24 protein-coding genes are annotated in these 26,970 nt (G+C 39.7%); 7 read left to right on the top strand and 17 right to left on the bottom strand.

Annotated elements, in window-relative coordinates:
* Positions 1–5: 5 nt before the first annotated feature.
* From hisS to MTO68_RS20260, 14 genes are all read right to left on the bottom strand, one after another.
* The gene (hisS, locus tag MTO68_RS20195) at positions 6–1,301 is read right to left on the bottom strand and encodes a histidine--tRNA ligase (RefSeq protein WP_034612341.1); all 1,296 of its coding nucleotides are present in this window, start codon (positions 1,299–1,301) and stop codon (positions 6–8) included.
* Positions 1,298–2,413, bottom strand: coding sequence for a flavodoxin-dependent (E)-4-hydroxy-3-methylbut-2-enyl-diphosphate synthase (gene ispG / locus MTO68_RS20200; RefSeq protein ID WP_004725885.1), 1,116 nt, complete (start codon positions 2,411–2,413; stop codon positions 1,298–1,300). Before ispG ends, hisS begins: the two co-directional genes overlap by 4 nt.
* Before the next feature lie 21 nt (positions 2,414–2,434).
* Entirely contained in the window at positions 2,435–3,223 is a 789-nt protein-coding gene (locus MTO68_RS20205) for a helix-turn-helix domain-containing protein (RefSeq protein ID WP_004816988.1), read from the bottom strand.
* A complete protein-coding gene (pilW, locus tag MTO68_RS20210) occupies positions 3,214–4,017 on the bottom strand; it encodes a type IV pilus biogenesis/stability protein PilW (RefSeq protein ID WP_004725881.1) in 804 nt (267 codons plus the stop codon). The genes MTO68_RS20205 and pilW overlap by 10 nt, the downstream gene beginning before the upstream one ends.
* 65 nt (positions 4,018–4,082) lie before the next feature.
* Positions 4,083–5,327, bottom strand: coding sequence for a 23S rRNA (adenine(2503)-C(2))-methyltransferase RlmN (rlmN, locus tag MTO68_RS20215; protein WP_004725880.1), 1,245 nt, complete (start codon positions 5,325–5,327; stop codon positions 4,083–4,085).
* Between the two features lie 178 nt (positions 5,328–5,505).
* Positions 5,506–5,937, bottom strand: coding sequence for a nucleoside-diphosphate kinase (ndk, locus tag MTO68_RS20220; protein ID WP_004725878.1), 432 nt, complete (start codon positions 5,935–5,937; stop codon positions 5,506–5,508).
* A 143-nt stretch (positions 5,938–6,080) separates the two neighbouring features.
* Positions 6,081–6,281, bottom strand: a complete 201-nt coding sequence (gene iscX, locus MTO68_RS20225; protein WP_004725877.1) for a Fe-S cluster assembly protein IscX — start codon at positions 6,279–6,281, stop codon at positions 6,081–6,083.
* A 216-nt stretch (positions 6,282–6,497) separates the two neighbouring features.
* The gene (locus MTO68_RS20230) at positions 6,498–7,049 is read right to left on the bottom strand and encodes a phosphatase PAP2 family protein (protein WP_004725875.1); all 552 of its coding nucleotides are present in this window, start codon (positions 7,047–7,049) and stop codon (positions 6,498–6,500) included.
* Between the two features lie 31 nt (positions 7,050–7,080).
* On the bottom strand, positions 7,081–8,367 hold the full coding sequence (locus tag MTO68_RS20235; RefSeq protein ID WP_244014122.1) for a glycosyltransferase family 1 protein: 1,287 nt from the start codon (positions 8,365–8,367) through the stop codon (positions 7,081–7,083).
* A gap of 87 nt (positions 8,368–8,454) precedes the next feature.
* Positions 8,455–9,285: a hypothetical protein gene (locus tag MTO68_RS20240; protein WP_244014123.1), complete on the bottom strand. Its 831-nt coding sequence runs from the start codon at positions 9,283–9,285 to the stop codon at positions 8,455–8,457.
* A gap of 106 nt (positions 9,286–9,391) precedes the next feature.
* Positions 9,392–10,189, bottom strand: a complete 798-nt coding sequence (locus tag MTO68_RS20245; protein WP_244014125.1) for a hypothetical protein — start codon at positions 10,187–10,189, stop codon at positions 9,392–9,394.
* 87 nt (positions 10,190–10,276) lie between these two features.
* Complete coding sequence (ilvC, locus tag MTO68_RS20250; protein WP_004725869.1) at positions 10,277–11,293, bottom strand: ketol-acid reductoisomerase; 1,017 nt, start codon at positions 11,291–11,293, stop codon at positions 10,277–10,279.
* Positions 11,294–11,442: 149 nt separating this feature from the next.
* Positions 11,443–11,934, bottom strand: a complete 492-nt coding sequence (gene ilvN, locus MTO68_RS20255) for an acetolactate synthase small subunit (RefSeq protein WP_004725868.1) — start codon at positions 11,932–11,934, stop codon at positions 11,443–11,445.
* Positions 11,931–13,658, bottom strand: a complete 1,728-nt coding sequence (locus tag MTO68_RS20260) for an acetolactate synthase 3 large subunit (protein ID WP_016539389.1) — start codon at positions 13,656–13,658, stop codon at positions 11,931–11,933. The genes ilvN and MTO68_RS20260 overlap by 4 nt, the downstream gene beginning before the upstream one ends.
* Before the next feature lie 575 nt (positions 13,659–14,233).
* Here MTO68_RS20260 and MTO68_RS20265 point away from each other — a divergent pair.
* The 7 genes from MTO68_RS20265 (at position 14,234) to MTO68_RS20295 (ending at position 24,020) form a co-directional block, all read left to right on the top strand.
* Positions 14,234–14,629 (top strand): DUF4124 domain-containing protein, encoded by a 396-nt coding sequence (locus MTO68_RS20265; RefSeq protein ID WP_004816974.1) that lies wholly within the window; start codon positions 14,234–14,236, stop codon positions 14,627–14,629.
* A gap of 115 nt (positions 14,630–14,744) precedes the next feature.
* Positions 14,745–17,381 carry a leucine--tRNA ligase gene (gene leuS / locus MTO68_RS20270; protein WP_244014127.1) on the top strand — a complete coding sequence of 879 codons (2,637 nt, stop codon included), beginning with the start codon at positions 14,745–14,747 and terminating at the stop codon, positions 17,379–17,381.
* 212 nt (positions 17,382–17,593) lie between these two features.
* Entirely contained in the window at positions 17,594–18,127 is a 534-nt protein-coding gene (locus MTO68_RS20275; RefSeq protein ID WP_004725857.1) for a hypothetical protein, read from the top strand.
* Positions 18,128–18,131: 4 nt separating this feature from the next.
* Positions 18,132–19,124 (top strand): DNA polymerase III subunit delta, encoded by a 993-nt coding sequence (gene holA / locus MTO68_RS20280; RefSeq protein ID WP_004725854.1) that lies wholly within the window; start codon positions 18,132–18,134, stop codon positions 19,122–19,124.
* Positions 19,125–19,235: 111 nt separating this feature from the next.
* Entirely contained in the window at positions 19,236–20,600 is a 1,365-nt protein-coding gene (locus MTO68_RS20285; protein ID WP_244014129.1) for a MacA family efflux pump subunit, read from the top strand.
* A gap of 2 nt (positions 20,601–20,602) precedes the next feature.
* Positions 20,603–22,594 carry a MacB family efflux pump subunit gene (locus tag MTO68_RS20290; RefSeq protein WP_244014131.1) on the top strand — a complete coding sequence of 664 codons (1,992 nt, stop codon included), beginning with the start codon at positions 20,603–20,605 and terminating at the stop codon, positions 22,592–22,594.
* A gap of 22 nt (positions 22,595–22,616) precedes the next feature.
* The gene (locus MTO68_RS20295; protein ID WP_166781803.1) at positions 22,617–24,020 is read left to right on the top strand and encodes an efflux transporter outer membrane subunit; all 1,404 of its coding nucleotides are present in this window, start codon (positions 22,617–22,619) and stop codon (positions 24,018–24,020) included.
* Positions 24,021–24,181: 161 nt separating this feature from the next.
* Here MTO68_RS20295 and MTO68_RS20300 read toward each other — a convergent pair whose 3' ends face one another.
* From MTO68_RS20300 to MTO68_RS20310, 3 genes are read right to left on the bottom strand one after another with little or no spacing between them, the layout of a single operon-like run.
* A complete protein-coding gene (locus tag MTO68_RS20300; protein WP_244014133.1) occupies positions 24,182–25,156 on the bottom strand; it encodes a hypothetical protein in 975 nt (324 codons plus the stop codon).
* On the bottom strand, positions 25,153–25,995 hold the full coding sequence (locus tag MTO68_RS20305) for a DUF6708 domain-containing protein (protein ID WP_244014135.1): 843 nt from the start codon (positions 25,993–25,995) through the stop codon (positions 25,153–25,155). Before MTO68_RS20305 ends, MTO68_RS20300 begins: the two co-directional genes overlap by 4 nt.
* The gene (locus MTO68_RS20310; RefSeq protein ID WP_235663160.1) at positions 25,988–26,956 is read right to left on the bottom strand and encodes an IS30 family transposase; all 969 of its coding nucleotides are present in this window, start codon (positions 26,954–26,956) and stop codon (positions 25,988–25,990) included. Before MTO68_RS20310 ends, MTO68_RS20305 begins: the two co-directional genes overlap by 8 nt.
* Between the last annotated feature and the right edge of the window lie 14 nt (positions 26,957–26,970).

Below are 26,970 nucleotides of genomic sequence, written 5' to 3' on the forward strand. Positions count from 1 at the left end.
TCGGCTTATTTTGACGAAAATTTTTCAATGAAAAAAGGCACAATTTCAGTGGCCTTAATTTCATATTGTTCTGCTGTCGCAAGTTCTTTGACTAAAACTTGCTGCGCTACAGCCTCACGCTCACCAAAGATCAAAGCATAGATGGCACCCGATTGGTCTGCCTTCTTCATTTGACTCTTCATTGAACCCTGTGAACCTGTTTTCAAACGAATTGTACTATTTACAGCTTCAAGTTGATCACGAATTTGTTCAGCCAATACCAAAGCCTGACCTTGTGTTGCAGGATCTGATAGCAAGAATAACTCACATTCACGCACAGGTGTATTGTCTTCAACTTGTTCAAGAAGCAATAATAAACGTTCCATGCCCATGGCAAAACCAACTGCTGGTACAGATTGATCAGGCTTACCTTTCAGCTGTCCAACCAAACCATCATAACGACCACCCGCACACACCGTTCCTTGAGAACCTAAATGTGTCGTTGTCCATTCAAAAACAGTTTTGTTGTAATAGTCTAAACCACGGACTAGTTTTTGATTGATGACAAACTCAATGCCTGCATCAGTTAAATACTGTTGCAATTGAGCAAAATGATTCAAGCTGTCTTCTTTTAAGAAATCATGCAACTTAGGTGCATTTTCAAGAATTTGCTGAGTTCGTGCATCTTTCGAATCTAAAATTCGCAATGGATTGGTGGTTAAACGACGTTGCGAATCTTCATCCAAATCAGCGTGATGCGCTGTAAGAAATTCAACCAATGCAGCACGATACTCTGCACGTTCATCAGACTCGCCCAAGGTATTTAGCTCAAGTTGAACTTTATCTGCAACACCCATGCGTTTCCATAAACGCGCAGTCATGAGAATCAGTTCAGCATCTTGATCAGGTGTCGCTACACCAAAAGTTTCTACACCAAATTGGTGAAACTGGCGATAACGACCTTTTTGTGGTTTTTCATAGCGGAACATTGGTCCAACATACCAAACACGAGGATTTGCACCACGGAGTAAGTTATGTTCCAACATTGCACGTACACAACCCGCTGTGCCTTCCGGACGCAAAGTTAAAGATTCAGGCGGATTACCCTTATCGAAAAAAGTGTACATTTCTTTTTCAACGATATCAGTTGCATCACCAATTGAACGCTTAAACAGATTGGTATGTTCAACCACCGGCAAACGGATTTGCTGATAACCGTACGCATCCATAAGCGATGCTAAATGCTGCTCAAGACGTCTCCACGCAGGTGTTTGCGATGGGAGAAAGTCATTAAAACCTTTAATTGCGACAATTGAACTCATGATGAACTACGAATAATCTCTTTAGCTTTAGCTTTTTCAAGCTCTTGAACACGTTGACGAACCATGCTTTCGATTTCATCAACCAACTGATTTGTATCTATTAAGTGACTCTTTTCGCCATTACGATACACGAGTGAACGCGGACTTGCACCGACTATACCAATATCAGCTTCTTTTGCTTCACCCGGACCGTTGACTTTACAACCAATGACAGACACATCCATTGGTGTACGAATATCTTCTAAACGCTCCTCTAAAGCCTGCATCACTTTGATCACGTTAAATTCCTGACGTGAACAGCTTGGACAAGCAATAAAGTTAATCCCATTTGAACGAAGGCTCAGGGATTTTAAAATATCAAAACCAATTTTTACTTCTTCTTCAGGCTCAGCCGCCAATGAAATACGCATGGTGTCACCAATGCCATCCAACAGCAAACCACCTAAAGCAATCGCAGATTTCACTGAACCCGTACGATAGATCCCAGCTTCGGTTACACCTAAATGTAATGGATTATCAATTTGTGCAGATAATAAACGATAAGCATCCATTGTTAAAAATACATTTGATGCTTTTACTGAAATTTTAAACTCATGGAAGTTTAAACGATCCAATATATCGATATGACGCATTGCAGATTCAAGTAATGCCTGACCTGTCGGCTCACCATATTTCTTTTGGATATCTTTTTCTAAAGATCCAGCATTGACACCAATACGCATAGAAATATCGTGATGACGTGCAGCAGCAACCACTTCACGAATCTTGGCTTCAGAACCAATATTCCCGGGGTTGATCCGCAAACAGTCTGCACCCATGTCTGCAACTTTCAATGCGATTTTATAATCGAAATGAATATCTGCAACCAATGGTACCGTGACACGTTTACGAATTTCACCAAAAGCTTCAGCAGCTTCCATAGTCGGTACCGATACACGCATAATGTCCGCACCAACATCTGCACAGCGTTGAATCTGCGCAACTGTTGCATCGACATCACAGGTTTCAGTATTGGTCATACTTTGAATACTGATCGGTGCATCACCACCGACATACACTGAACCTACACGTATTTTACGTGTAGGACGGCGCTTGATTGGATTCTCAATCATGATCTTATCTACTCTTGCCCATTAACGTGACAAACGGAATTCTGCTTTTCCGTTCACTGTATATGGAGACAATGAAATCTGTTCATTATTAAGGCTTAATGACACAGCAGTTGCATCATCGAGACGAATTTGGAATGGTGATTGGCCATTAACGGTTAAAGCAGCCGACTGGCGACCAGTCGCCAAAACTTTTCCTGTACTATCTACAATATGTACAGAAGTTGGATGACTGAAATTCAATACCATTTGGTCACCTGAAGTCGCAGTTGCATTGTTTAAATTCAACACTTCTACTTCTGAGGCTTGTGGTTTGGCATCGACATCAGCGCTTTTACCCGATGTCATTTTTTGAATTCCAGCAATCACAGCCCAAATCACCGCAAGCGCAACAATGGCAATTAAAATTCGCTTTAACCATTTTTTATTACGATCACTGTTTGATCCAGGCAATTTCCCCATAATCTTGATTGGGGAGTTGTTTAATGCATGGTTTGGCAAAAGCCCAGTATCATTTTGATAAATTTCATCAAAGCGTTGAATGATTACCGTTGCATCAACACCTAGAAACTTGGCATATGAACGATAATAACCTTTAATAAAGGTTGCTTCTGGCAAAGACTTATATTCATCTTGTTCCAATGCTTGTAAGGTTTTTACAGGCATTTTTAGTTCGTTTGCAACATCTTGAATGTCTAGGTTTTTGGAGACTCGAATTTGACGCAAGTACTCACCTGGACGTTGAACATTTCCTAAGCCATTAGATGCTACGTTTGAACCTGTAGGTTGCTGTGAATTAGGATTTACTTCCATACGGCCTCAGTACTGTACTGTAATTGCAGATAACGTTGATATTCTTTACTGTCCGGGAACAATGCACGCAGTTGGTTGACCAACACTTGCATTCCCATCTGATCATTATTGGCACGTGCAATACGTAAACCAATCCAAAGCGCTCTCGCACCCTGTTTGTCCTGACCTACTAAACGAACATATTGCTCATAGAGTTGACTTGCTTGCGCACTTTTTTGTTGCAAATAGAAAATTTCTGATAACTCTACCAGAGAAATAATCGAATCGCGATTGACTTGTAAAGCTTGTTTGAATGCTTTTTCAGCATTTGCCACATCACCCACTTTTAAGTAAACCCGACCTAAATTTTCTAAAGCCTTGTAACGCTGATCATAGCCAAGCGCAGCACCAGCTATACTCAATTGTTCAATCGCGTCATTATAGCGCTCAGTAACAAATAAATATGTTCCATAATTATTACGAGCTTGTGCATTTTTTGAGTCACTGGAAATCGCACGCTTAAAATAGCCGTCTGCTTTTTCCATACTGATCTTACTGCCTTCTTGTTGCAGTAAGACACCCATCATCATATTTGCCGCAGAATCACGTGAATCAGTTTCTAAAGCTTGGTCTAGTGCGCGTTTTGCAGCATCTAAATCACCTGTACGAATATATTCAGCAGCAAGCTGAGTACGTACTTTAACGGCTTTTTCAGGATCTTTTTTTATTATTGTGTCTGAATTTGTCGTTTGACAACCCTGTACGACCAATGCAGATAAACCAATTGCCAATATTACAACTGCTTTTTGATACATCGATTTTCTCAAAGTCAGCCCCTGATTATTTGTTGATATAAATGCATGTCTACAAATCTTTAAGCTTATGAACGAATAATCTCACCACGTTCAGCAACTTTCTTTTTCCACTGCTCTGCACGACGGGTACGATCTGCCACTTGCCCGACCAACTGCCCACATGCTGCATCAATATCATCACCACGTGTCTGACGAATCGTACACACAAAACCTGCATCAGACAAAGTTTTTTGGAAAGAAATAATACGATTTCGACTTGAACGGCCATACGGCGCATGCGGAAATGGATTAAATGGAATTAAATTAATTTTACTTGGTAAGTTTTTCAGTAACTTAATCATTTGTTGTGCATGTTCAGGATGATCATTCACCCCTTCCAACATCACATATTCAATAGTGACATGTTTACGAGAGCTTTCATTACCATCTTTGGCAATATAGCGCTGACATGCAGCAATCAATTGTGCTAATGGATATTTTTTATTAATCGGCACCAATTCATTACGTAATTCATCATTTGGCGCATGTAAAGAAATCGCCAAAGCCACATCTATATCTTGTGCCAATTGGTCAATTTTCGGTACAACACCTGAGGTTGATAATGTAACGCGACGTTTAGACATGCCGTAAGCAAAATCATCTAACATGATATTCATTGAGCTTAATACAGCATCATAGTTGAGTAATGGCTCACCCATTCCCATCATCACCACATTGGTCACTGAGCGTTCACGTTCAGCAACAGGTACTTCTTCCATATAAGAATAGTTGGCCACCCACAACTGTCCAATGATCTCGTCAGGGGTTAAATCACGCTGAAAGCCTTGCTTTCCTGTTGAACAGAATGAGCAATCTAAAGCACAACCCACTTGTGATGAAATACACAGTGTTTTACGTGAACCTGTTTTATCTTCTGCTGGAATCAATACCGTTTCAACCAAAGAGCCCGCACCATCACCAACACGGAATACCCACTTACGGGTTCCATCTTTCGAATAGTTACGATGTACCACTTCTGGCGCTTTGATTTCACAAATTCTTTCTAGTTTTTCACGCAACTTTCCTGAAATATTGGTCATTTCAGCAAAATCAGTGATAAAAAATTGATGCATCCATTTCATTACCTGCCCAGCACGGAATTTTTTCTCGCCGATTTCTTCGAAGAATTTTTCCAATTGCGGACGTGACATGCCAAGTAAATTCACTTTCTGCACATTTGCAGTCTGAATACGATCAGCCTGTACAGATTTTGATGATGCAGGCTGCTGTTCATCTAGATTTAACGATGAAGCGACAACTTCAGAATTCATGGGGATTACCTAAATCATGCCGTAGTAATAAAACATATTGACCAATATTTAGCCAAATAAAGCAACAAAAATAAAAAAACCAGACAAGTAGTATATCACCTATCTGGTTTCGGGTCTGTTATCAATTCATAAATCGGAGATTTATTCGTGTAGAAAAAGAGACCCTAGATACGTCGAATTAACGAGTACGTGGGCAAACTTCAGTTTGAGCGAAGAAGTAATTTACTTCACGGTCAGCAGATGCAACTGAGTCAGAACCATGCGCAGCATTTTCATCGATGCTTACAGCGAAATCTGCACGGATTGTACCAGGAGCAGCTTCTTTAGGGTTTGTAGCACCAAGAATTTCACGGTGAGCAAGAACTGCGTTTTCACCTTCAAGAACAGATACTACAACTGGACCAGAAGTCATGAATGCAACAAGGTCACCAAAGAAACCACGTTCTTTATGCTCAGCATAGAAACCTTCAGCTTCTGCTTTAGAAAGGTGTTTCATTTTAGTCGCAACGATTTTAAGACCAGCTTTTTCGAAACGAGCAAAGATGTCACCAATGTGGTTTTTAGCAACTGCATCTGGTTTTACGATAGATAAAGTACGTTCAATAGCCATGAGTGGCTCCTTTAGTCAAATTGACACGAAAATTTGGGCGCATTATACCGAATAATGAACAATTTTCTGCTTTTAATCTGTAAAAAATTTGGATTTTTCGATGCGCTGTGACGTTTAGCATCATTCTGCAACATCTCAAGCCATTAATTCGCTTCATCAATCCATGCCATTTGAATGGCTTCTAGCAGACCTTCAGTCGATTTGGTTGGATCATCACTAAATTCTGGCAATGCACAAATCCATGCATGCATATCGGTAAAACGCACCCATTGTGGATCCACATCTGGATGCGCTTCACTGAGTTCAATTGCGATATCAATTGTATCTGTCCAACGTAAGCCCATATCAGGTCTTCCTTTGCTCAATTTAATTCTGCTACTGTATCAAATCTCAATTCATTCAGAAATAAATCATTCTAGACATTTACAAGATTCACCACGGATTCAAGCGTTTAATTTACAAAACGGATGAATCAAGCAATTATTCAAAGTTAAAACCTTGATGATCAAAATCATCAGATTCTTTAAAAATAAAATTACAGACCAGCAGTAAATAAACCATCATAACATCACTCCTAAATATGGTGCGCTTAACACAATCAAACTCGCGACACTTGCACCAATCAGTGCGCCAACAATGACATCGCTTGGATAATGCAGGCCTAAAACCATCCGAGATAACGCCACAAGAATGGTAAAAGGCATCATAATGAACAACATAACCGGTTGAATATAGCCAAACACAATTGTGACCATGACCGCATGTAACGTATGACCTGACGGAAAGCTAAAATGATCCAATGGTCGTTCACCCAGAATAATGACTTGATGAACTTGATAAGGTCGTGGTCGCACTGTTTTATGTTTTAAGAACTTATAAATTCCTGTTCCTAAAAGTCCCATAACAACAACATAAAGAAGTTGCAGACCATAGATCCAGCTCTTTTGTAGCCAAATCAGAACCAACATTGCGCACCAGAAAGGACCATCTCCCAAACGGCTCACAGTTTTAAAGAACGTCGCAATACTTTGGGTATGCGATAAATTATTGAGATATAAACAACCTCTAAGGTCGAGATCGAGCATTTTTATTTTGGTATTTTTAAAATTCATTTTCCACTCTCCTCTCATTATTTGAGATGAACTAGGTCAGTCGTTTTGCATACTGCGTTACCTGGTATAGTGCTTCTTCGAATTGTTGTACGGGATGTTGCCATCCGATGCTTTGCACATCATGCATCGCTTGTTGCCCGAAACGTTTGAGTGTGCTGTTATCTGGAATATCTAATACATGTTGAGTGAATTGCTTAATGTCTCCAATTGGACATAACCAGCCATTCTGCGCATGTCTGCCATGAAGTTGAGCGCAGGCATAGTCATAAGCAATAATCGGTAAACCACTCGCCATCGCTTCGATAACGACATTCCCAAAGGTTTCTACCTGACTTGCAAAAACAAAAACATTTGCACTCGCATAGGCTTCAGCAAGTTGTGTGCCAGTTAGACTGCCCATAAAAATCACATGTTCAGCACCCGGCATTTTTTCTAAACGACCGCGATCTGGGCCATGCCCTACCAGCACTAACTTTACTTTTCGTTGTGCTTGTTTTCGCAGTTCAGAATAGGCATCAATCACCACATTGACTTCTTTTTCAGAAGACAAACGCCCAACATAGATCAAGACTGTGGTATCTTCATCTGCACCCCACTGTTGTCTCAACTGTTCAGAGTAGCGTTGTGATGAAAAGCGTTCTGTATCAATTCCTCGCCCGACCACAACCAATGGACAGGTCACACCAAACTCACGTAATGCCTGTTCTGTATCACGGCTTGGCACACAAGTCAGTTGCGTTGCGTTATGGAACCATCTCAAATAACTTTGAATCGGTTTAACCAAGAACGCTAAATCAAAAAAGCGGCTAAATTCTTGGAATTGTGAATGAAACCCACTTGATACCGGAATTCGTCGTGTCTTTGCCGCATGCAGCGCAGTAAAGCCTAAAGGCCCTTCAGTCACGATATGTACCACATCAGGTGAAAATGCCGAAATTGCTTGAGAGACTTTTAGAAATTGGGGCCAGCCAAACTTCATGTCTGGATATTTCGGAATTGATTGCCCAGTCACCAAGCATTCTTTATTTGGGCTAAAGTCTTGACATTGGGTCTTTTGTGCAGGGCGAATCAGTAATATTTTATGACCTTGGTTTTGCAAGCCTTTACACAGTTGCATTAAAGACAAAGCAACACCATTGATTTCTGGTGGCCATGTTTCAGTCACGATTGCAATTTTTAGTCGAGGTCGGGATAAGTCACGAATAAGATGCTCTTTATTCGTATCGATTTTTTTCTTGTTTGGATTAAAATAAAATTTAAAGTTATCGGGAAAATCTTGTTGTTTAAATTGCAAGGTGTTCGCGTACGGTTTATTCATACGATACCTAATCTCTTCATTTTTGAATAGATTAGGCTAAGTTTTTGACATTTTAATGATTATTTAATGACAGTTTTTTGACCATTATCAGTTTTCATCAGAAATACGATTTAACAAACCATTCTGAACTTGATAAAGCTGTCCATTACCAAAATCAATTTGTTGTTTTTCACCATGTAAACTTGGGAAACCAATAATTTTTTCAAGTTGCGGAGAACGTTGAAATTGTTGTGTTTTTGGATTGTACATCCAGTAAATATAGCGCTTATCATCGACTGTACGACCTTGTGACAAGTCCGACACAATGACATCATAATAACCATCAAAATTAATATCCATATAGCCAATACTGTTTGGATAACCAGTAAAACCTGTCAAGCTCTGTACCACTGTATTGTTGGTTTTATTTAACACATCAACACGTTTTAAGGTTTTTCCATAAGGGCTATTGGCATCATCTTGACCATAAAATTTAAAGATAAAAACGGGTTTATTGGTGACTTTAAAAGCAGGCTCAAACTGTATCGACTGCCAAGCTGTATTTGGTTTCTTTAACAATGATGCTTTAAACACACCTGTATTTGCATTTAATAGACCAGTTAATTGATCACTACCATTTACAGAAGGATCTGATTCAGTAGTGATCGACTTTAAATCCAACTGATCAGCTTTTTGTGTCCCTTTAAAATCTGTTGTTGTACCATCCATTAAATCCGTCAACACACCGTGCGGATGGGCAATCCCCGCATAAAGGTTCATAAAGTATCGACCTTCACTCGACTTAAGCATACGTTGCATCGATACACGTACGCCACTCAACGGTTTTAGCGCAGTGTTGCTCGAAGTGGACTGCGTTTCAGCAAAACTAAAGCATGAAATAGACAAAGTCGTCATTGCGATGAGAAGTTTAGATTTCATGCTTGAATACCACGTTTAACCAGAATCAATAATGTGTAATTTATCACAAAATAAATTTTTATTAGTTAAAAATTGCTACCCTAAAGATGATTTTAAAAAGCGCGATTTAGACGCGACCAATTGGCTGTTTGGCAACATGACCTTTTTTCTTCAACTCCTCAATATACTTTAATTCATTACGCGCTTTTGCGTCTGAGGGATCAACCTTTAAAACTTTATTAAAATATTGAGTAGCTTCATCCAGTTGATTTAATTCAATCAAACTCACCCCTAAACTGCGTCTTACACTCTGTTGAATTGCCAATCTTTTTTCTTCAGGCTCAAGCAAATACAGATGCTGTTCAGCAGCTTTATAGCTTTCCAATGAGGCTTGCCACTGGTTTTGTGCTTGCTGAATAAAGCCTGCCTCTTTTAAATACACACTATTAAAAGGTGATAGTGTTAAAGTACTTTTTAACTTTACTTGAGCATTCTTTAAATCATTCAGTTCAATAAAGGCATAAGCGGCTTGAAAGTATAAGTCCGCCCAACAACTTGAAAAAACTCGAATATTTTTTTGCTTTCCTATATCAAGCATCAGGTATAGCAAGGTTTCAGCAGTGCCATTGGCTGCATAGAGAGTATCGTGGCTATTGTTTTGATATTTTTCAAAATACTGAATTGCAGTCTGTAATGCTGCGATGGCCTGTTGTGGATGCGCCGCATTTAAAGACTGCTTGGCTTTTTCTAAAGCATTGTACGCAATCTTTTCATCGAGTACTTTATTTTGGGTATTTTGAACTTGATCATAATTCTGCCTAGATTTTTGCATAGAATCATCTACGCTCGCATTCTGCGCATATACGGGATATATAGCACTACAGCCAAGCATACTAATGCTGACTAAATATGTTTTTAATGTCATGTTATTTTCTGTTTTATTATTAACTTTAGCTAAAATATAACATAAAAAAACCCACTCAAAAGAGTGGGCTTTGATAAAAACTAAAAATTAGTTCTTTTCTTTATCTACGATTTTGTTGGCTTGAATCCAAGGCATCATCGCGCGTAATTTACCGCCAGTCACTTCAATACCGTGAGCTGCGTTTTGACGGCGACGAGCTGTCATAGATGGATAGTTCAATGCACCCTCTTGGATGAACATTTTCGCATATTCACCTGATTGGATACGTTTAAGTGCATTACGCATCGCTTCACGTGATTGCTCGTTGATCACTTCAACGCCAGTCACATATTCACCGTATTCAGCATTGTTAGATACTGAATAGTTCATGTCCGCAATACCGCCTTCAAACATTAAATCAACGATTAATTTAAGTTCGTGCAAGCATTCGAAATAAGCCATTTCAGGTGCATAACCCGCTTCAACAAGCGTTTCATAACCCATTTTAACCAATTCTACAGCACCACCACAAAGTACTGCTTGCTCACCAAATAAGTCAGTTTCAGTTTCTTCACGGAATGAAGTTTCGATGATACCTGTACGACCACCACCTACACCTGAAGCGTAAGAAAGTGCAACGTTACGTGCATTACCAGAAGCATCTTGATGAATCGCGATAAGATCAGGTACACCTGAACCACGTTGGAATTCTGAACGTACAGTATGACCTGGTGCTTTTGGTGCAACCATGATCACGTCTAAATCTTTACGTGGAACAACTTGGTTATAAAGTACAGCGAAACCATGTGCAAATGCTAAAGTCGCACCTTCTTTGATGTTTGGTTCGATCACGTCACGATAAAGCTGTGATTGAAACTCATCTGGTGTCAAGATCATCACTAAATCAGCTTGAGCAACAGCAGCTGGAACTTCAGCAACTTTAAGGCCTGCATTTTCAGCTTTTTTCCAAGAAGTAGAACCAGCACGTAAACCAACAGTAACGTCTACACCTGAGTCTTGAAGGTTTTGCGCGTGAGCATGACCTTGTGAACCATAACCAATGATCGCTACTTTTTTACCTTGGATGATAGATAAGTCGCAGTCTTTATCATAAAAAATTTGCATTGCTGTCTCCGCTAAAATGCTGTGTTTCCTCTTCCTATCCTGAAGATTATTGTTTTGAATCTTCTAGTCTAAGTCCCTCTCCTATTGCGAGGAGAGGTTATACATGAGGGAATAAAAAATCAAATAATTAATTACTGGTTGAGGTGCAACTAGAGTGAAAGAACCTTTTCACCACGAGCAATACCAGATACACCAGAACGAACAACTTCTAAAATTGTGTTTTCTGCAAGTGCATCAATAAAGCCATCAATTTTTTCAGTTGTACCCGCAATCTGAATGGTATAAGTCGTTGGAGTAACATCAACCACTTGAGCACGAAAGATATCCGCTGTGCGCTTAATTTCAGCACGTGCAGAACCCAATGCTTTGACTTTAATCAGCATCAGTTCACGCTCAATGTGTGCGCCTTCTGACAAATCAACCACTTTAACCACTTCGACCAACTTATTCAGCTGTTTGGTGATTTGCTCAATTTTATGGTCATCACCATAAGTGGTTAATGTCAAACGTGACATGGTTGGATCTTCAGTTGGTGCGACATTTAAAGTTTCAATGTTATAACCACGTTGAGAGAACAACCCCACTAAACGAGAAAGCGCACCAGCTTCGTTTTCAACGAGTACAGAAATAATATGTCTCATTCAGTACGCTCCCCTTTAGACAACCACATATCTTGCATAGATTGACCTGCAATAAGCATCGGATATACATGCTCGGTACGATCAACCATCACGTTAATGAATACACATTTATCGTTAATCGCCATTGCTTCTTTAAGCTTAGATTCAAGCTCATCCGCATGGTCAATCTGGATACCTACATGGCCGTAAGCTTCCATCAATTTTGGAAAATCGGGTAATGACTCAACATAAGAACTTGAATGACGTCCTTCATAGTTCATATCTTGCCATTGTTTTACCATCCCCAAAGCACGGTTGTTCAAGCACAGAATTTTCACATTTAAGCCATATTGCTTACATGTAGAAAGCTCTTGGATACACATCTGAATCGATGCTTCACCTGTGATACACACCACTTGTTGATCTGGGAATGCAAGCTTCGCAGCCATGGCATAAGGTAAACCCACACCCATTGTGCCTAGACCACCTGAGTTAATCCATTGACGTGGACGTTTGTATTTGTAATACATCGCACCAAACATTTGATGCTGACCAACGTCAGAAGTAATGATCGCTTCACCATTGGTTACTTTGTCTAATACTTCAACCACTTGTTGTGGTTTCATCACACCATTTTCACCTGGCGCATAACGCAAACCATGTACTTTGCGCCATTCGTTGATTTGTGACCACCATGCCGAGATTTCTTCAGGGTTTGGTTTAGAAACATTCATTTGTTTCAATTGAACCAACATCTCTTGAAGTACTGGCTCTACCGCACCCACGATTGGGATATGCGCCATAATGGTTTTTGAAATCGTCGCTGGGTCGATATCAATATGAATCACTTTCGCGTTAGTACAGAACTTCGCTGGATTATTGGTTACACGGTCATCAAAACGCGCACCGATCGCCAAGATAACATCAGCATTATGCATACTCATATTGGCTTCGTATGTACCATGCATACCCAACATACCCAAGAATTGCTCATCATCGCCTGGGAATGCACCCAAACCCATCAGCGTATTGGTCACTGGGTAATTCAATAAATGCGCCAATTCAGTCAGTAATGCAGAAGCATTGCCTTGAACAACACCACCACCTGTATAAATCACAGGGCGTTTGGCATTAATCAGCTCATCAATGGCTTTACGAATTTGACCTGAATGACCGCGGTGAGGTGGCTGATAAGAGCGCATCTTCACTTTTTCAGGATATTCATAAGCAAATTTGTCGACAGGATTGGTGACATCCTTCGGAATATCAACCACAACAGGACCCGGACGACCTGAAGCAGCAATATAAAATGCTTTTTTAATAACGGCAGGAATTTCACTTGCATGACGCACTTGGAAACTATGTTTTACGATCGGGCGAGAAATACCGACCATATCTGTTTCTTGGAATGCATCTTCACCAATAAGATGGCTGGCAACCTGTCCAGACAAAATCACCATTGGGATTGAGTCCATATAGGCTGTAGCGATTGGTGTTACAGTGTTGGTTGCGCCAGGTCCAGAAGTGACCAGTACTACACCTGTTTTACCCGTCACACGTGAGTAAGCATCTGCCATATGACCAGCAGCTTGCTCATGACGTACGAGGTAATGATTGATTTTATCTTGTTTAAATAGCGCATCATAAATATGTAATACTGCGCCGCCTGGATATCCAAAAACATGTTCAACGCCTTCGTCCGCCAATGCACGAACGAGCATTTCACCACCAGATAAAAGTTCCAACGTATTCACCCTAATCTTTATTCCACAGCGCTATGGGAGACACAGGCTGTGTTTCATTCATTGATTGTGCGCTCTGTTATAGCACACATATTTACTAGTTTTTGCAGCAATAAAAAAATAAATCGTCACGCAGCTGTTTGAGCTGTATGAATCACTGAAATATGTTGGGATAAACATGCTTCGGTAGAGTCATTTTCTCGGCTTAGAGAAAATGTTATTGCTCGCTTTGATATTTTTACTCGAAGGGTGATCGAAAAAAACATCTGAAACTAAAGCAAGCATTTTTGTAGTTTTAGCGAACAAAGTCAAGGTTTCTATCAGGCTTTTTATTGTTTATTTACCAAGCGTTTATTTTTAAAACTATTCCTTTTTTTTGGTTGTCTTATAAATAAAATTTTCAAAGACTTATAAGCCAATAAAATTGCAAAAGAATTATTTAAAATTTTATTTTTCTGTATAAAATAAATACGATTTCCAAAATACCCAGATCAAGCGAAAACAATCCGATGTATATTAGATAGCAGAATGATTTTTCGTTTTCATCTGAATAAAAAATGACTCAAAGGTTTTATAAAATGAAACAACGTCAACGCTTTGCACACACGGCTTTTGTATCGACAATTTTTGCCTTATTCTCTGTGGTTGGGGTCAGCGCCAGTCATGCAAAACAGTATTATAAATGGGTAGACAGCAAAGGCTCTACCCATTACACCACCACACCACCGCCGAAGAATGCGCGTAGCCAAAGCAAGGTGAATACTTATGGCTATCATGGAGATTCAACACCCACCAACTCAGCACCAACAGCTCAGCCGCATACACCACAAAATCAGCCACAAAATGGGCAACCACAAGGTACTCAACCGGTAACCCCAGCACCAGTGGTTAACCCACCGAATACACAACAGCCGAATGTTGTTCCACAAAATGGGCAAAATACACCTATTAGTGTTGCCCCAGTCAATAATTAAATTAAAAGTAAAATCACAAGTTTTTCAGATTTAAAAGCGTGCAAAATTCACTTTTAGATGGATTTTGCGCTATGCTGTGTGCACAGTTTTTTAACCATTATTCTCAAATACATTTATGACTACTCATATTGACCCTGAATATCAAGCAAATGCGATTGAGCCTCAAGTCCAAAAAGACTGGGAAGATCGCAAATCGTTTAAAGTTGCCGACACTGTAGAAGGTCCACGTCGTTATATCCTCTCGATGTTCCCTTACCCAAGCGGCAAACTGCATATGGGTCATGTGCGTAATTATACTATTGGTGATGTGATCAGCCGTTTTCACCGTCTCAAAGGTGAAACTGTGCTACAACCGATGGGTTGGGATGCTTTCGGCTTACCTGCTGAAAATGCAGCGATTGCCCATCAAGTTGCGCCAGCAAAGTGGACATTTGAAAACATTGCATATATGCGCGATCAATTGAAGAAACTTGGTCTATCTGTCGACTGGGATCGCGAATTTGCCACCTGTACACCAGAGTATTACCACTGGGAACAATGGTTATTTGTACAGCTCTATAAAAAAGGCTTGATCTATCGCAAGCTGTCTACAGTGAACTGGGATCCTGTAGACCAAACTGTTCTTGCAAATGAACAAGTTGAAAATGGACGTGGTTGGCGTTCAGGTGCATTGGTAGAAAAACGTGATATTCCAATGTATTACTTCCGAATTACCGATTATGCACAAGAATTATTAGACGATTTAGATACCTTAAAAGACGGTTGGCCACAACAAGTTTTAACCATGCAACGCAATTGGATTGGTCGTTCAACAGGTATGGACATTACCTTCCCGTCGGCAAATCCTGAAGTTTATGCAGATGGTTTAACGGTTTATACCACACGTGCCGATACCTTGATGGGGGTAACTTATGTTGCGGTTGCAGCTGAACATCCTCTAGCGCTCAAAGCTGCTGCGATTCAATCTGAAGCAGGCAAGCCAGAACTTGCTGCCTTTATTGAAGAATGTCGTATGGGTTCTGTTGCAGAAGCGGATCTTGCGACTGCTGAGAAAAAAGGCATGGCAACAGGTTTATCAGTTAAACACCCTGTTACGGGTCAAGATATCCCAGTTTGGATCGCAAACTATGTATTGATGTCATATGGTTCAGGCGCGGTGATGGCCGTTCCTGCACATGATGAACGTGATTTTGAATTTGCCAATAAATTTAACTTACCAATCAAACAAGTCATTGATGCCAAAGGCTCAGATGATGCTGAATACTCTGCTTCAGAATGGCAGGAATGGTACGGTTCTAAAGAAGGTAAATTGGTCAATTCGGCTGAATTTGACGGTTTAGACTTCCAAGCTGCTTTTGATGCATTCCTAAGCAAATTAGAACCACAAGGTCTTGCCAGCTCTAAAGTTCAATTCCGTTTACGTGACTGGGGGGTTTCTCGTCAACGTTACTGGGGTTGTCCAATTCCGATGATCAACTGTGACAAGTGTGGTCAAGTCACAGTTCCAGAAGATCAACTGCCAGTTGTTCTTCCAACAGATGTGGTTCCAGATGGTTCAGGTAATCCTTTAAATAAAATGCCTGAATTCTATCAAACAAAATGCCCAAGCTGTGGTGGTGATGCACGTCGTGAAACCGATACTTTGGATACCTTTGTAGAATCATCTTGGTATTATGTACGTTATGCTTCTCCTGATTTCACGGGTGGTTTAGTTAAACCCGAAGCAGCAAAATCTTGGTTGCCTGTAAACCAATATATTGGTGGTGTAGAGCATGCAATCCTACATTTACTTTATGCGCGTTTCTTCCATAAACTTATGCGTGATGAGGGTGTGGTACAAGGCAATGAACCATTTACCAACTTACTCACTCAAGGTATGGTTTTAGCGGATACCTTCTATCGTGAAGCGGAAAGTGGCAAAAAAACTTGGTTTAATCCTGCGGATATTGAGTTAGAAAAAGACGAGAAAGGTCGTGTACTTTCTGCTAAATATTCAGGTGACGGTCAAGACGTTGTGGTTGGTGGTCAAGAGAAAATGTCGAAATCGAAAAATAACGGTATCGACCCACAAGCGATTATTGACCAGTACGGCGCGGATACTGCACGTGTATTTATGATGTTTGCTGCACCACCAGATCAATCTTTAGAATGGTCTGATGCGGGTGTTGAAGGCTCAAACCGTTTCTTAAAACGTGTATGGCGTTTAGTTGCAGGCTTCCTTGAAAAAGGCAACCATGCAACAGCAATTGATGCTTCGAAACTTTCTACTGAAGCGCAAGATCTACGTCGTAAAACTCATGAAACGATTCAAAAAGTGGGTGATGACATCGAACGTCGTCATGCATTCAATACCGCGATTGCAGCTTTGATGGAATTACTCAATGCCAGCAATAAGTTTGAAGCAAAAGATGACAACGATGTTGCTGTAGCACGTGAAGCGATTACCACTTTACTGACTTTACTTGCACCATTTGCACCACACTTAAGTCAGACCTTATTGACTGAGTTTGATATCGATTTAACTTCGGTACTGTTCCCTACGGTTGATGAGTCTGCATTAACACGTAATACACAAACCATCGTAGTTCAAGTCAATGGTAAGCTTCGTGGCAAGTTAGAAGTCTCTGTTGATACATCAAAAGATGAATTATTGGCATTGGCTAAAGCATTACCTGAGGTTCAGCAATTCTTAACAGGTCCAACCAAGAAAGAAATTGTGGTTCCAAATAAGCTTGTGAATTTGGTGGTTTAAAAAGCTTTTAAGCCTCCCTTTTTAAAAGGGAGGTTTGGAGGGATTTTATGAAAAAAATCTCCCCTAACCCCTCTTTAAAAAGAGGGGGACTAAATGCAATAAACAAAACCCAAACAAAGCCCGTTGTCATTCAACGGGCTTTGATTCTAAAATGGCGTGAATTTATAAAGATTAAATATTCCATATCCAATGGAATTTCATGAGGACAAAGCATGCATTTAGTTCAACGTGTTGCTGCAGTTGTATTAACTTTGGGTCTGAGTGCGGGCTTAGTAGGTTGTGGCTTTCATTTAAAGGGCACCAATGCCCAAGCAACACCTTTGGTTTACACCAAATTACAACTGGTATTACCAGCGAATACTGAAGATCTTGAAAAGAAACTCAGTGTTTATTTAACTGCAACAGGTGTCCAACTGAGTAATTCAAGTGATGCTTATGTATTACGAGTATTAGACTACAAACCTGTTCGTCATGAGTTAAATGGTAAATTGGTAGAAACACTACTCCGTCTAAGTGTTACTTTCCAGATTGAAGATAAACAAGGGAATCCGATTACTGAACCTCGGACCTTAAATGCATCTCGTAGTTATCAATATGATGTTGCAACGGTCAACACAGATGATCAACAATATAAATATCTGAGCCAAATTTTGATTGATGACATTGCACAACAAATGTCACGTCAAATTGCAGCCAATCGCTTACCTAAAGCACGTACTCTTTCGACCCAACCTGTAGCGCAATAATTCTATGAAACTTGACTATTTACAAGCCCTTAAACGTGTTGATGAAGCGCGAGGTGTTTGGATTTTACATGGTCAAGAACCACTTCTAGAACAAAACCTACTCGATGCTTTAAGAAAAAGCTGGGCAAAACATGAAGTAGAAAGACAACGCTATGATCTCAATAGCGTTTCCGACTGGAAAAATGTCTTTAATGCTTTGAATAGCTTATCTTTATTTTCTCAAAATCTGGCACTTGAAGTCCATGGTAATATCAAACCCGATGCCAATGGACTCAAACAACTCAAACACTATATTCAACATAATGAACACAACTTGCTTGTGATCATTATGCCCAAACAAGACTCAAGTAGTCTAAAGTCAAGTTTCTTTCAAACCGTTGAAGCCAATGGTGTTGTGATTGCTTTAACCGCAAATTACCCGCAAGACCGTCAACGAATATTGTCAATCGAAGCAGATCAGCTCGGTGTCCAATTAAATCAAGATGCCTGGATCTGGCTTGAACAACATCATGAACATAATCTTTTGGCTGCCAAAAACAGCCTGATGCGTGTTGCCGACACCTTCCCAGATCAAAAACAGATTTCAATTGAACATTTACAAGAATGTTTACAGGATCAATCACGTTATAGCACCTTTGATTTAAGTGATGCATTGATTGCTGGAAACTTGGCACTTTCGATTAAAATTTTCCAATATCTTGTGGAGTCAGGCGAACCCAACAGTTTAATTTTATGGACAATTAGTAAAGAAATGCGTCTTTTGATGCAATTGTATGAACAACCACAAAATGCCTTACAGCTCGGCATTTGGAAAACCAAGATTTCGTTGTATCAACAAGCACTTAGACGCTTAAATCCACATTCATTTTTAACTTGGCCACAACTGTTATTGCGTGTAGATGCTGCAATCAAAGGACTCAGCAAAGAAAGTCCAGAACATATCATTCAACAATGTATTGCTGAGTTATGTGGAAAAACTTTATTTATCAATGCTTAGGTAAATATTATACAGAATAATTCTCATTTCCATTTATTTTAAAAAATTCACGCTTTATCCTTATTTAATCATTATAATTTGATCAATTTTTCTCTCAGCCCAATTATCGCTATGCCAAAAATAAAACCAGCCAAAGCCATTCTTATAGCGGTTTGTCTTGCCATCATTGCCGCAATCGCATGGTACGTATTAAAGCCTAAAAATACACAACCGCAGTATATAACCTCAGAAGTCACACGTGGTGATATTGAAGATGCAGTTCTTGCAACAGGTGATTTGGAAGCAACCAAGATGGTGAGCGTTGGTGCGCAGGTTTCAGGTCAAGTTAAAAAAATGTACGTCAAGCTGGGTGACCAAGTTAAACAAGGTCAACTGATTGCACAAATTGATTCAGTACGTCAAAGCAACGATTTGAAAACGGCTGAAGCCAATATTAAAAATCAACAGGCTCAGTTGACAACCAAACAGGCGACTTTAGCCAAAGCTGAGGCAGAATATAACCGCCAAAAAAATATGTTTGCACAAGATGCAACCTCTAAAGCAGATTATGACAGTGCCTTAGCGGCATTTAAAACAGCACAAGCTGATATTGCTTCGATGAATGCACAAATTGAACAATCCAAGCTTACACTTGCAACATCACAAGAAAACTTAGGTTATACCCGTATTGTTGCTCCTATGGATGGTACTGTGGTAGCCATTGTGACTGAAGAAGGTCAAACGGTAAACGCCAACCAAAGTGCACCAACTATTGTGAAACTTGCAAAATTGGACACCATGACCATCAAGGCACAAGTGTCTGAAGCAGATGTCATGAAAGTTCAAGAAGGTCAAAAAGTTTATTTCACCACACTGGGTGACAGTGAGAAAAAACGCTATGCAACACTGCGTCAAGTAGAGCCTGCACCAGAGTCAATTAATACTGAAACATCAAGCAATTCATCTTCCTCATCATCAAGTACAGCGATTTATTATAATGCCCTATTCGATGTACCAAACGATGACGGTAAACTCCGAATTGATATGACCGCACAGGTATATATCATTCTGGCTGAAGCCAAAAATGCACTGACTGTTCCTGCTGCGGCATTACAGTCTTCAAACCGTCCACAACGCGCCAATAAATCCGCAAATGGCACTTCTGGTGCAAATTCAACTCGTTCAGCATCTGCACCTCAAGGTCAAGCAAATAAAAATGGACAAAATGCTGCTGATCGCCCAGAACGCCTTGAACTCACCGCAGATGAAAAGACTTTGATTGATCAGGGTAAAGCTTCGGTTTCGATTGTTCGTGTTTTACAGGCGGATGGTAGTGCTCAACGTAAACAAGTTTTAATTGGTTTAAATAACCGTGTAACCGCCCAAGTACTGCGTGGCCTCAATGAAGGTGATCAAGTTGTACTAGCAGATGGTTCAGATACATCCAATGACTCTGCAAAACGAAGCAATAAAAACAGTGGCCCAATGAGACTCTAAGCATGGATCAGAACAATCATCAGATCAAACCTCTACTTGAGGTCAGTAATCTGATTCGTGAGTTCCCTGCGGGTGAATCCACTATTCAGATTTTAAAGAGTATTAACCTTAAAATTTACCCCGGTGAACTGGTTGCTATTGTTGGGCAATCTGGTTCGGGTAAATCGACATTGATGAATATCTTGGGCTGTCTTGATCAACCCACATCAGGTAGTTATCAAGTCAATGGACGTGAAACAGGTCAACTTGAACCCGATGAGCTCGCGCAATTACGCCGTGAATATTTTGGCTTTATTTTCCAGCGCTATCATTTATTGGGTGATTTAAATGCTGCAGGAAACGTTGAAGTCCCAGCGATTTATGCTGGTATGGATCCGAGTGTGCGTCAAAAGCGCTCACATGAGATCTTGACTGACTTAGGACTCGGTGAAAAAACTGAAAACCGTCCAAATCAGCTTTCGGGTGGACAACAACAACGGGTTTCGATTGCCCGTGCTTTGATGAATGGTGGTGATGTCATCCTTGCGGATGAGCCAACTGGTGCACTAGATAAGCACAGTGGTGTTGAGGTTATGCGTATTTTACGTGAGCTCAATGCTAAAGGGCATACCATTATTCTGGTTACCCATGATATGAATGTGGCAAAAAATGCGACACGTATCATTGAAATCAGTGATGGTAACATCATCGCGGATAAGCCAAATGTTCCTGAACATGATGATGAGATTGATGTTGTTGTCGATCCAGAACCTAAGTCGAATCGTAAAAAGTCATCTAAATGGCGTTCTGCATTAGATCGTTTTGCAGAAGCCTTCCGTATGGCCTTGCTGGCAATGAATGCCCACCGTATGCGTACCTTTTTAACCATGCTGGGTATTATTATCGGGATCGCATCTGTGGTTTCGGTGGTGGCTTTAGGTAATGGCTCACAAAAACAGATTCTTGATAACATCAGCAGTTTAGGCACCAATACCATTACCGTCTTTCAGGGACGTGGCTTTGGTGATAACTCGAAAACAGCACAGTTTAAAACCTTGGTTCCAGCAGATGCTGACGCACTCTCAGAGCAACCGTATGTCGAAGCAGTCAGTCCAACAGTCAATAGTAGCGTAACAGCACGTTTTAAAGATACCGAAGCTTCAGCAACCGTCAATGGTGTCAGTGCGGATTTCTTCTATGTGCGTGGCATGACCTTTAAATCTGGGCAAGCTTTTGATAAAAACAGTATCACTGGGCGAGCGCAGGATGTGGTGATTGATGCCAATACTGAAAAGACTTTCTTTGCAGATGGCACTAACCCTGTAGGGCAAGTGCTGTTATTGGGAAGTGTTCCAAGCCGAATCATTGGTGTGATTGATGCACAGCAAGGCTTTATGGGCAACTCAGACAGTCTCAATGTTTATCTACCTTATTCAACCGTCATGAGCCGAATGTTAGGACAATCCAATGTTCGTAGCATCATCGTGCGTATTAAAGATGAATATCCAACTGCGGTTGCTGAAAATGCCATTTTAAGTTTGTTGGAACAACGTCATGGCGCACAAGATGTCTTTACTCAAAACTCTGACAGTATTCGTCAAACCATTGAACAGACCACACAAACTATGACTTTACTGGTTTCAGCCATTGCGGTGATTTCATTGGTTGTCGGTGGTATTGGGGTAATGAACATCATGTTGGTGTCTGTGACCGAGCGTACCCAAGAAATCGGTGTGCGTATGGCTGTAGGTGCTCGGCAAAGTGACATTCTGCAACAGTTCCTGATCGAAGCTGTTTTGGTGTGTATTTTGGGCGGTATCTTAGGGGTCCTGCTCTCTTTAGGCATTGGACAGTTGATTGGACATATTGCCAAAGGCAGTTTCCAAATGGCGTATTCAAGCACCTCCATCATTGCGGCATTTGTATGTTCAACCTTGATTGGTGTGGTATTTGGATTTATCCCAGCTCGCAATGCAGCACAGCTCAATCCTGTTGATGCACTTTCGCGTGAATAACCGAAGAATAAGGAAATTATTAATGCAAATGAATTTAAGCAAACTTGCAAGCGCCTTGATTCTTGGGAGTTCATTGGTCGGTTGTGCGGCTGTGGTTAAAACCCCATACGAGGCCCCTGCTGTTCAAATTCCAAATGGTTTTGTTTATGACAATGCAAAATCTAAACACGTTCAGGCAGATTTATATGCAGATCAGTGGTGGACCTTATTTGGTGATGCTCAGTTAAATCAACTGGTCAATCAAGTGATTCAACGCAATGCTGATTTGGCTGTTGCAGGGATTAACTTACAAACAGCCCGTTTAAGAGCTGGCTTAGCGCGAGACCAACAAGGTCCTCGTGTTAATTCAGGGGTATCTACAGGCCATAGCTTTGACCTCAATTCAGGTGATGATGCTGCCAAAGGTCTATCTCTCAGTGCGGGTGTCAGTTATGAAGTGGATTTGTTTGGAAAATTAGCACGTCAAACTGAAGCATCGAAGTGGGAATCCTTAGCCACTGAACAAGACTTACAAGCCACTGGGCAGACCTTAATTGCCACAACCGCAAATTTATATTGGCAATTGGGTTATTTAAATGAACGCTATAGCTCTGCCCAACAAAGCCTAGCTGCTACTCAAAAAACCTTTGAATTGGTGCGTACTCAATATCGTGCTGGCGCTGTTTCAGGACTAGATTTGACCCAAGCTGAGCAATCGGTACAAAGCCAAAAAGCCAGTTTAAGCCAAATTGAACAGCAACGTGTTGAAACACGTACCGCTTTGGCAGTGTTATTACAAATACCTGTGCAACAGTTAAATATTCAAGAACCACAGCAATTACCGCAGATCAGTCTACCCAATATCTCAGCGGGTTTACCGGCAGATATTTTGTCGCGCCGTCCTGATTTAAAAGCAGCCGAATTGCGTTTACGTGAATCTTTGGCGACCAAAGATGCCACCAAAGCCAGCTATTATCCTTCAATCAGTTTGACGGGGAATTTAGGTTCAACCAGCACATCATTGACAAATTTATTGAAAAATCCTGCACTGACTTTAGGCGCAAGCTTAAGCCTGCCGTTTTTACAATATAATGATATGCAAAAGAATTTAAAGATCAGTGAACTGGACTATGAAAAAGCCATTGTTCAATATCGCAATACCTTGTACCAAGCTTTTGCGGATACTGAAAATGCATTGTCGAATCGTACTGAGCTAGATAAACAAGTCGCCTTTCAACAAAAGAACTTGGAACTTGCGGAAAAAACAGAACGTTTAACCAATGTACGTTACCGTAATGGTGCAATTGCTTTAAAAAATGTTTTGGATGCTCAAGAAACCACGCGTAGTGCTCGTTTGTCTTTAGTCCAAGCAAAGCAAAGCCAATACAATGCTTATGTCACTTTGATGCAAGCTTTGGGTGGTAGTCCGATTAAGCAATTACCTTAAGAATGTGTTGAGATAAGAAAGCCCTGAGGGGCTTTTTTTTCATGCTATGTTTTCTTTTTGGGTCAATACCCTACTATTCTTATAAGCTGGGTATTGCAAATTGCCATTTATCATATTTAACCCATTAATATAATTAAAGATAAAAATTAATTTTAATCTTTTTATTTATCTTTCACGCTAAAGAAACCAAATTTTAAATTGTCTTTTGCTGTCACTATATATGGATCATTTTCATCTACGGAATTATCTTTTTTAAGCTGTTCACTCCAATAAAATGGTTTTGAAAAAAGAACTGTGATTCGTCGTCCAAAGAACCGAATAAATTCAGGTATGGCAAAAATAAGCGCATAGAGTGGTGTCTGAAAATGATTGATAAACACGGTTTGCCAACTTTGCTTAAAGGATTCTTTTTTCTCTTGAATATCATAACAATATGTTAATTTACTTTTATAATCTTGCTCAGGATCATCTATCCCTTTTCTGTAGTACAGTGGTTCAGGCCCCTGTTCTACATAAGTTTTTATAAATAGTAAAAAGCCTTCTATATAGTCTTTATGAATATTGGGTGTACCCAACTGTATATCATGTTTTATCACTTCACCATCAAGTATATAGGCATGTAACTCATATAGCGGTAGCCCCACTACACCTTGTGATTGAACGATATCAAAATAAAGATCACTTAATTTTAATTGCAGGATTTCATTACTTTTACTGAAAGTTATTTCTTTGTTCTTCCTATTTAGAATTATAGAGTTGTATAGAGGTTTAAGGAGTTCACTCCTTATCAATGGCTGAAGCATCGTTAGAAGAATATATAAGCTTGCAATAAAAATAGATATGGCTCCAAACCACATAATATAATCTATTTCACCATAATCAAAAAAAATCAAATATATAAAGAAAATACTCATTACAAGTACGGGGATACCCATTAATAAAGAATAAATAAATGACTTTCCAATCCAAATATACTCTTTATTAATAAATTCTATAAATGTCGAATTCATCTGAATAACAGAAAAGTTATGATTGATCACACGTTTGAGTTCAAAAGTATCGAGTTTAAAGAGTTGATACTTCTTTACACTTTCTCCAACTTTTGTACGAGGAACGAAATACCATGGATTTTTCATTTATCTTTCATCTCAAACATACTAAATTCAAAGTTGTCTTTAAAGCTAATTTCCTCTGGTCGTTCTTTTTCCATTTTATTTTTAAGGATGACCTCTTTATGCCATATAGGTAGAGGCTTTATATTAAGCAATATTCGTCTTGCAATAAAATTACACACGTCAAAAGGATAGGAAAATAAAGCAGGAACCCAGTTATCATGATAAATGATTCGAAATGACTTCCATGTATCTCGATAACTTTCTTTTGCACCAATGACCTGCTGACAAAATGTCAATTGAGTAAAAGGGTCTATCGTTCCATACATCGGATTAGGCTTGGGATACAATTCTTCTGGTCCTTTATGCATAAAATGACAAATAAATGACCATAAGCCTTGGGTATTACTCCAACCAATCATAGGAAAGCCAATGACAAAACTATGTTTTAACAGACCATGTTCAACAATATGCGCTCTAAGTTCTCTTAAGGTAAATCCAGAAAGCCCAAAGCTTGTACCCATCACATAAACAACATCTTTCCAATCTCGTTCTATATACTCAGCATCAGTTAAATAAAAAAATACTTTGCCTGTTTTTCGGTTAAATAAAATCGGTTTACAAATAGATTTTTTATGATCATGCTTAAAGTATGGACTCAAAAAACCATATAATGTAAAAAACAATAAGAATAAATAAACAAATACAATAAATATATATAAGAAAACACCTTCATTATAAAATGGTTTAACCAACATGTAGACCAAGCAACCAATTATAAAAAATATTAAAGGTGATATAAAAACTAAAAGACTTATTCCTTTTCCTAACCTCGCATAAGATTGATCGGCGAATTCAAACATGAGGTGCGACAGTTTCAAAAGCCTTATGATAATCAACAAGCTGAGCAAACTTCTCTAATGGTGTAAGCCAATCTAACGCTTTTCTAGGACGAGTATTCAGTGACATGGCAACTTGATTTAAATAATGCTGATCTGCCTGATTTAAATCAATCCCTTTAGGTAAATATTGCCTAATTAAACCATTCATATTTTCGCATGTGCCTTTTTGCCAGGGTGAATGTGGGTCACAGAAATATACATCTATGCCTAAATCTTCTTCGAGTTTTTTATGTTCTGACATCTCACGTCCACGGTCATAGGTCAACGTTTTACGCAGTTCTGCAGGTAAATATTTCAGAGCTTCAGTTAAAGCCTTGCGCACGGATTCTGCCTTTGCATCAGGTAATGTTGCCAAGATACAGAGCCGTGTATTTCGTTCAATAAGTGTTGCTATCGAACTTTTATTGTCTTTACCTTTAATTAAATCGGCTTCCCAATGACCCGGTATTTTTCTTTCTTGAACTTCGGCTGGGCGCTCATGAATAGTTTTAATATCCTGTAATATAGAATCTTTTTTAGGTTCACCGTTAGCTTTTCGCTTTTTATTTTCATGACGCAGACAGGATAATAAGTCTTTTTTCAACTCACCCTTTGGTAATGCTCGTATAGTTGAGTAAATCGTTGTATGGCTTACATTCATTGTTTGATCCAAATCAGGAAATGTCTTTAAACGCTTTGCTATTTGCTGAGGAGACCATAAACAACGGATCGCTTCAACAATAAATTTCCAAAGGATTGAATCGATTTTGAGTTTTCTATGACCACGTCTACGTCTAGCGAAGGTGTGATCAGAAGCATATCGGGCTTGATAAACGTCATTGATGCTATTTCTTTTAAGTTCACGATAGATCGTACTAGGATGTCTTTTAATAAGTTCAGCAAATTTTCTGGGTGAAAAGCCTTCTTTTCTTGATTCAAGCATTAATGCAGTACGAT

The sequence above is a fragment of the Acinetobacter sp. NyZ410 genome (genome assembly GCF_022828975.1).
GTDB lineage: Bacteria > Pseudomonadota > Gammaproteobacteria > Pseudomonadales > Moraxellaceae > Acinetobacter > Acinetobacter guillouiae.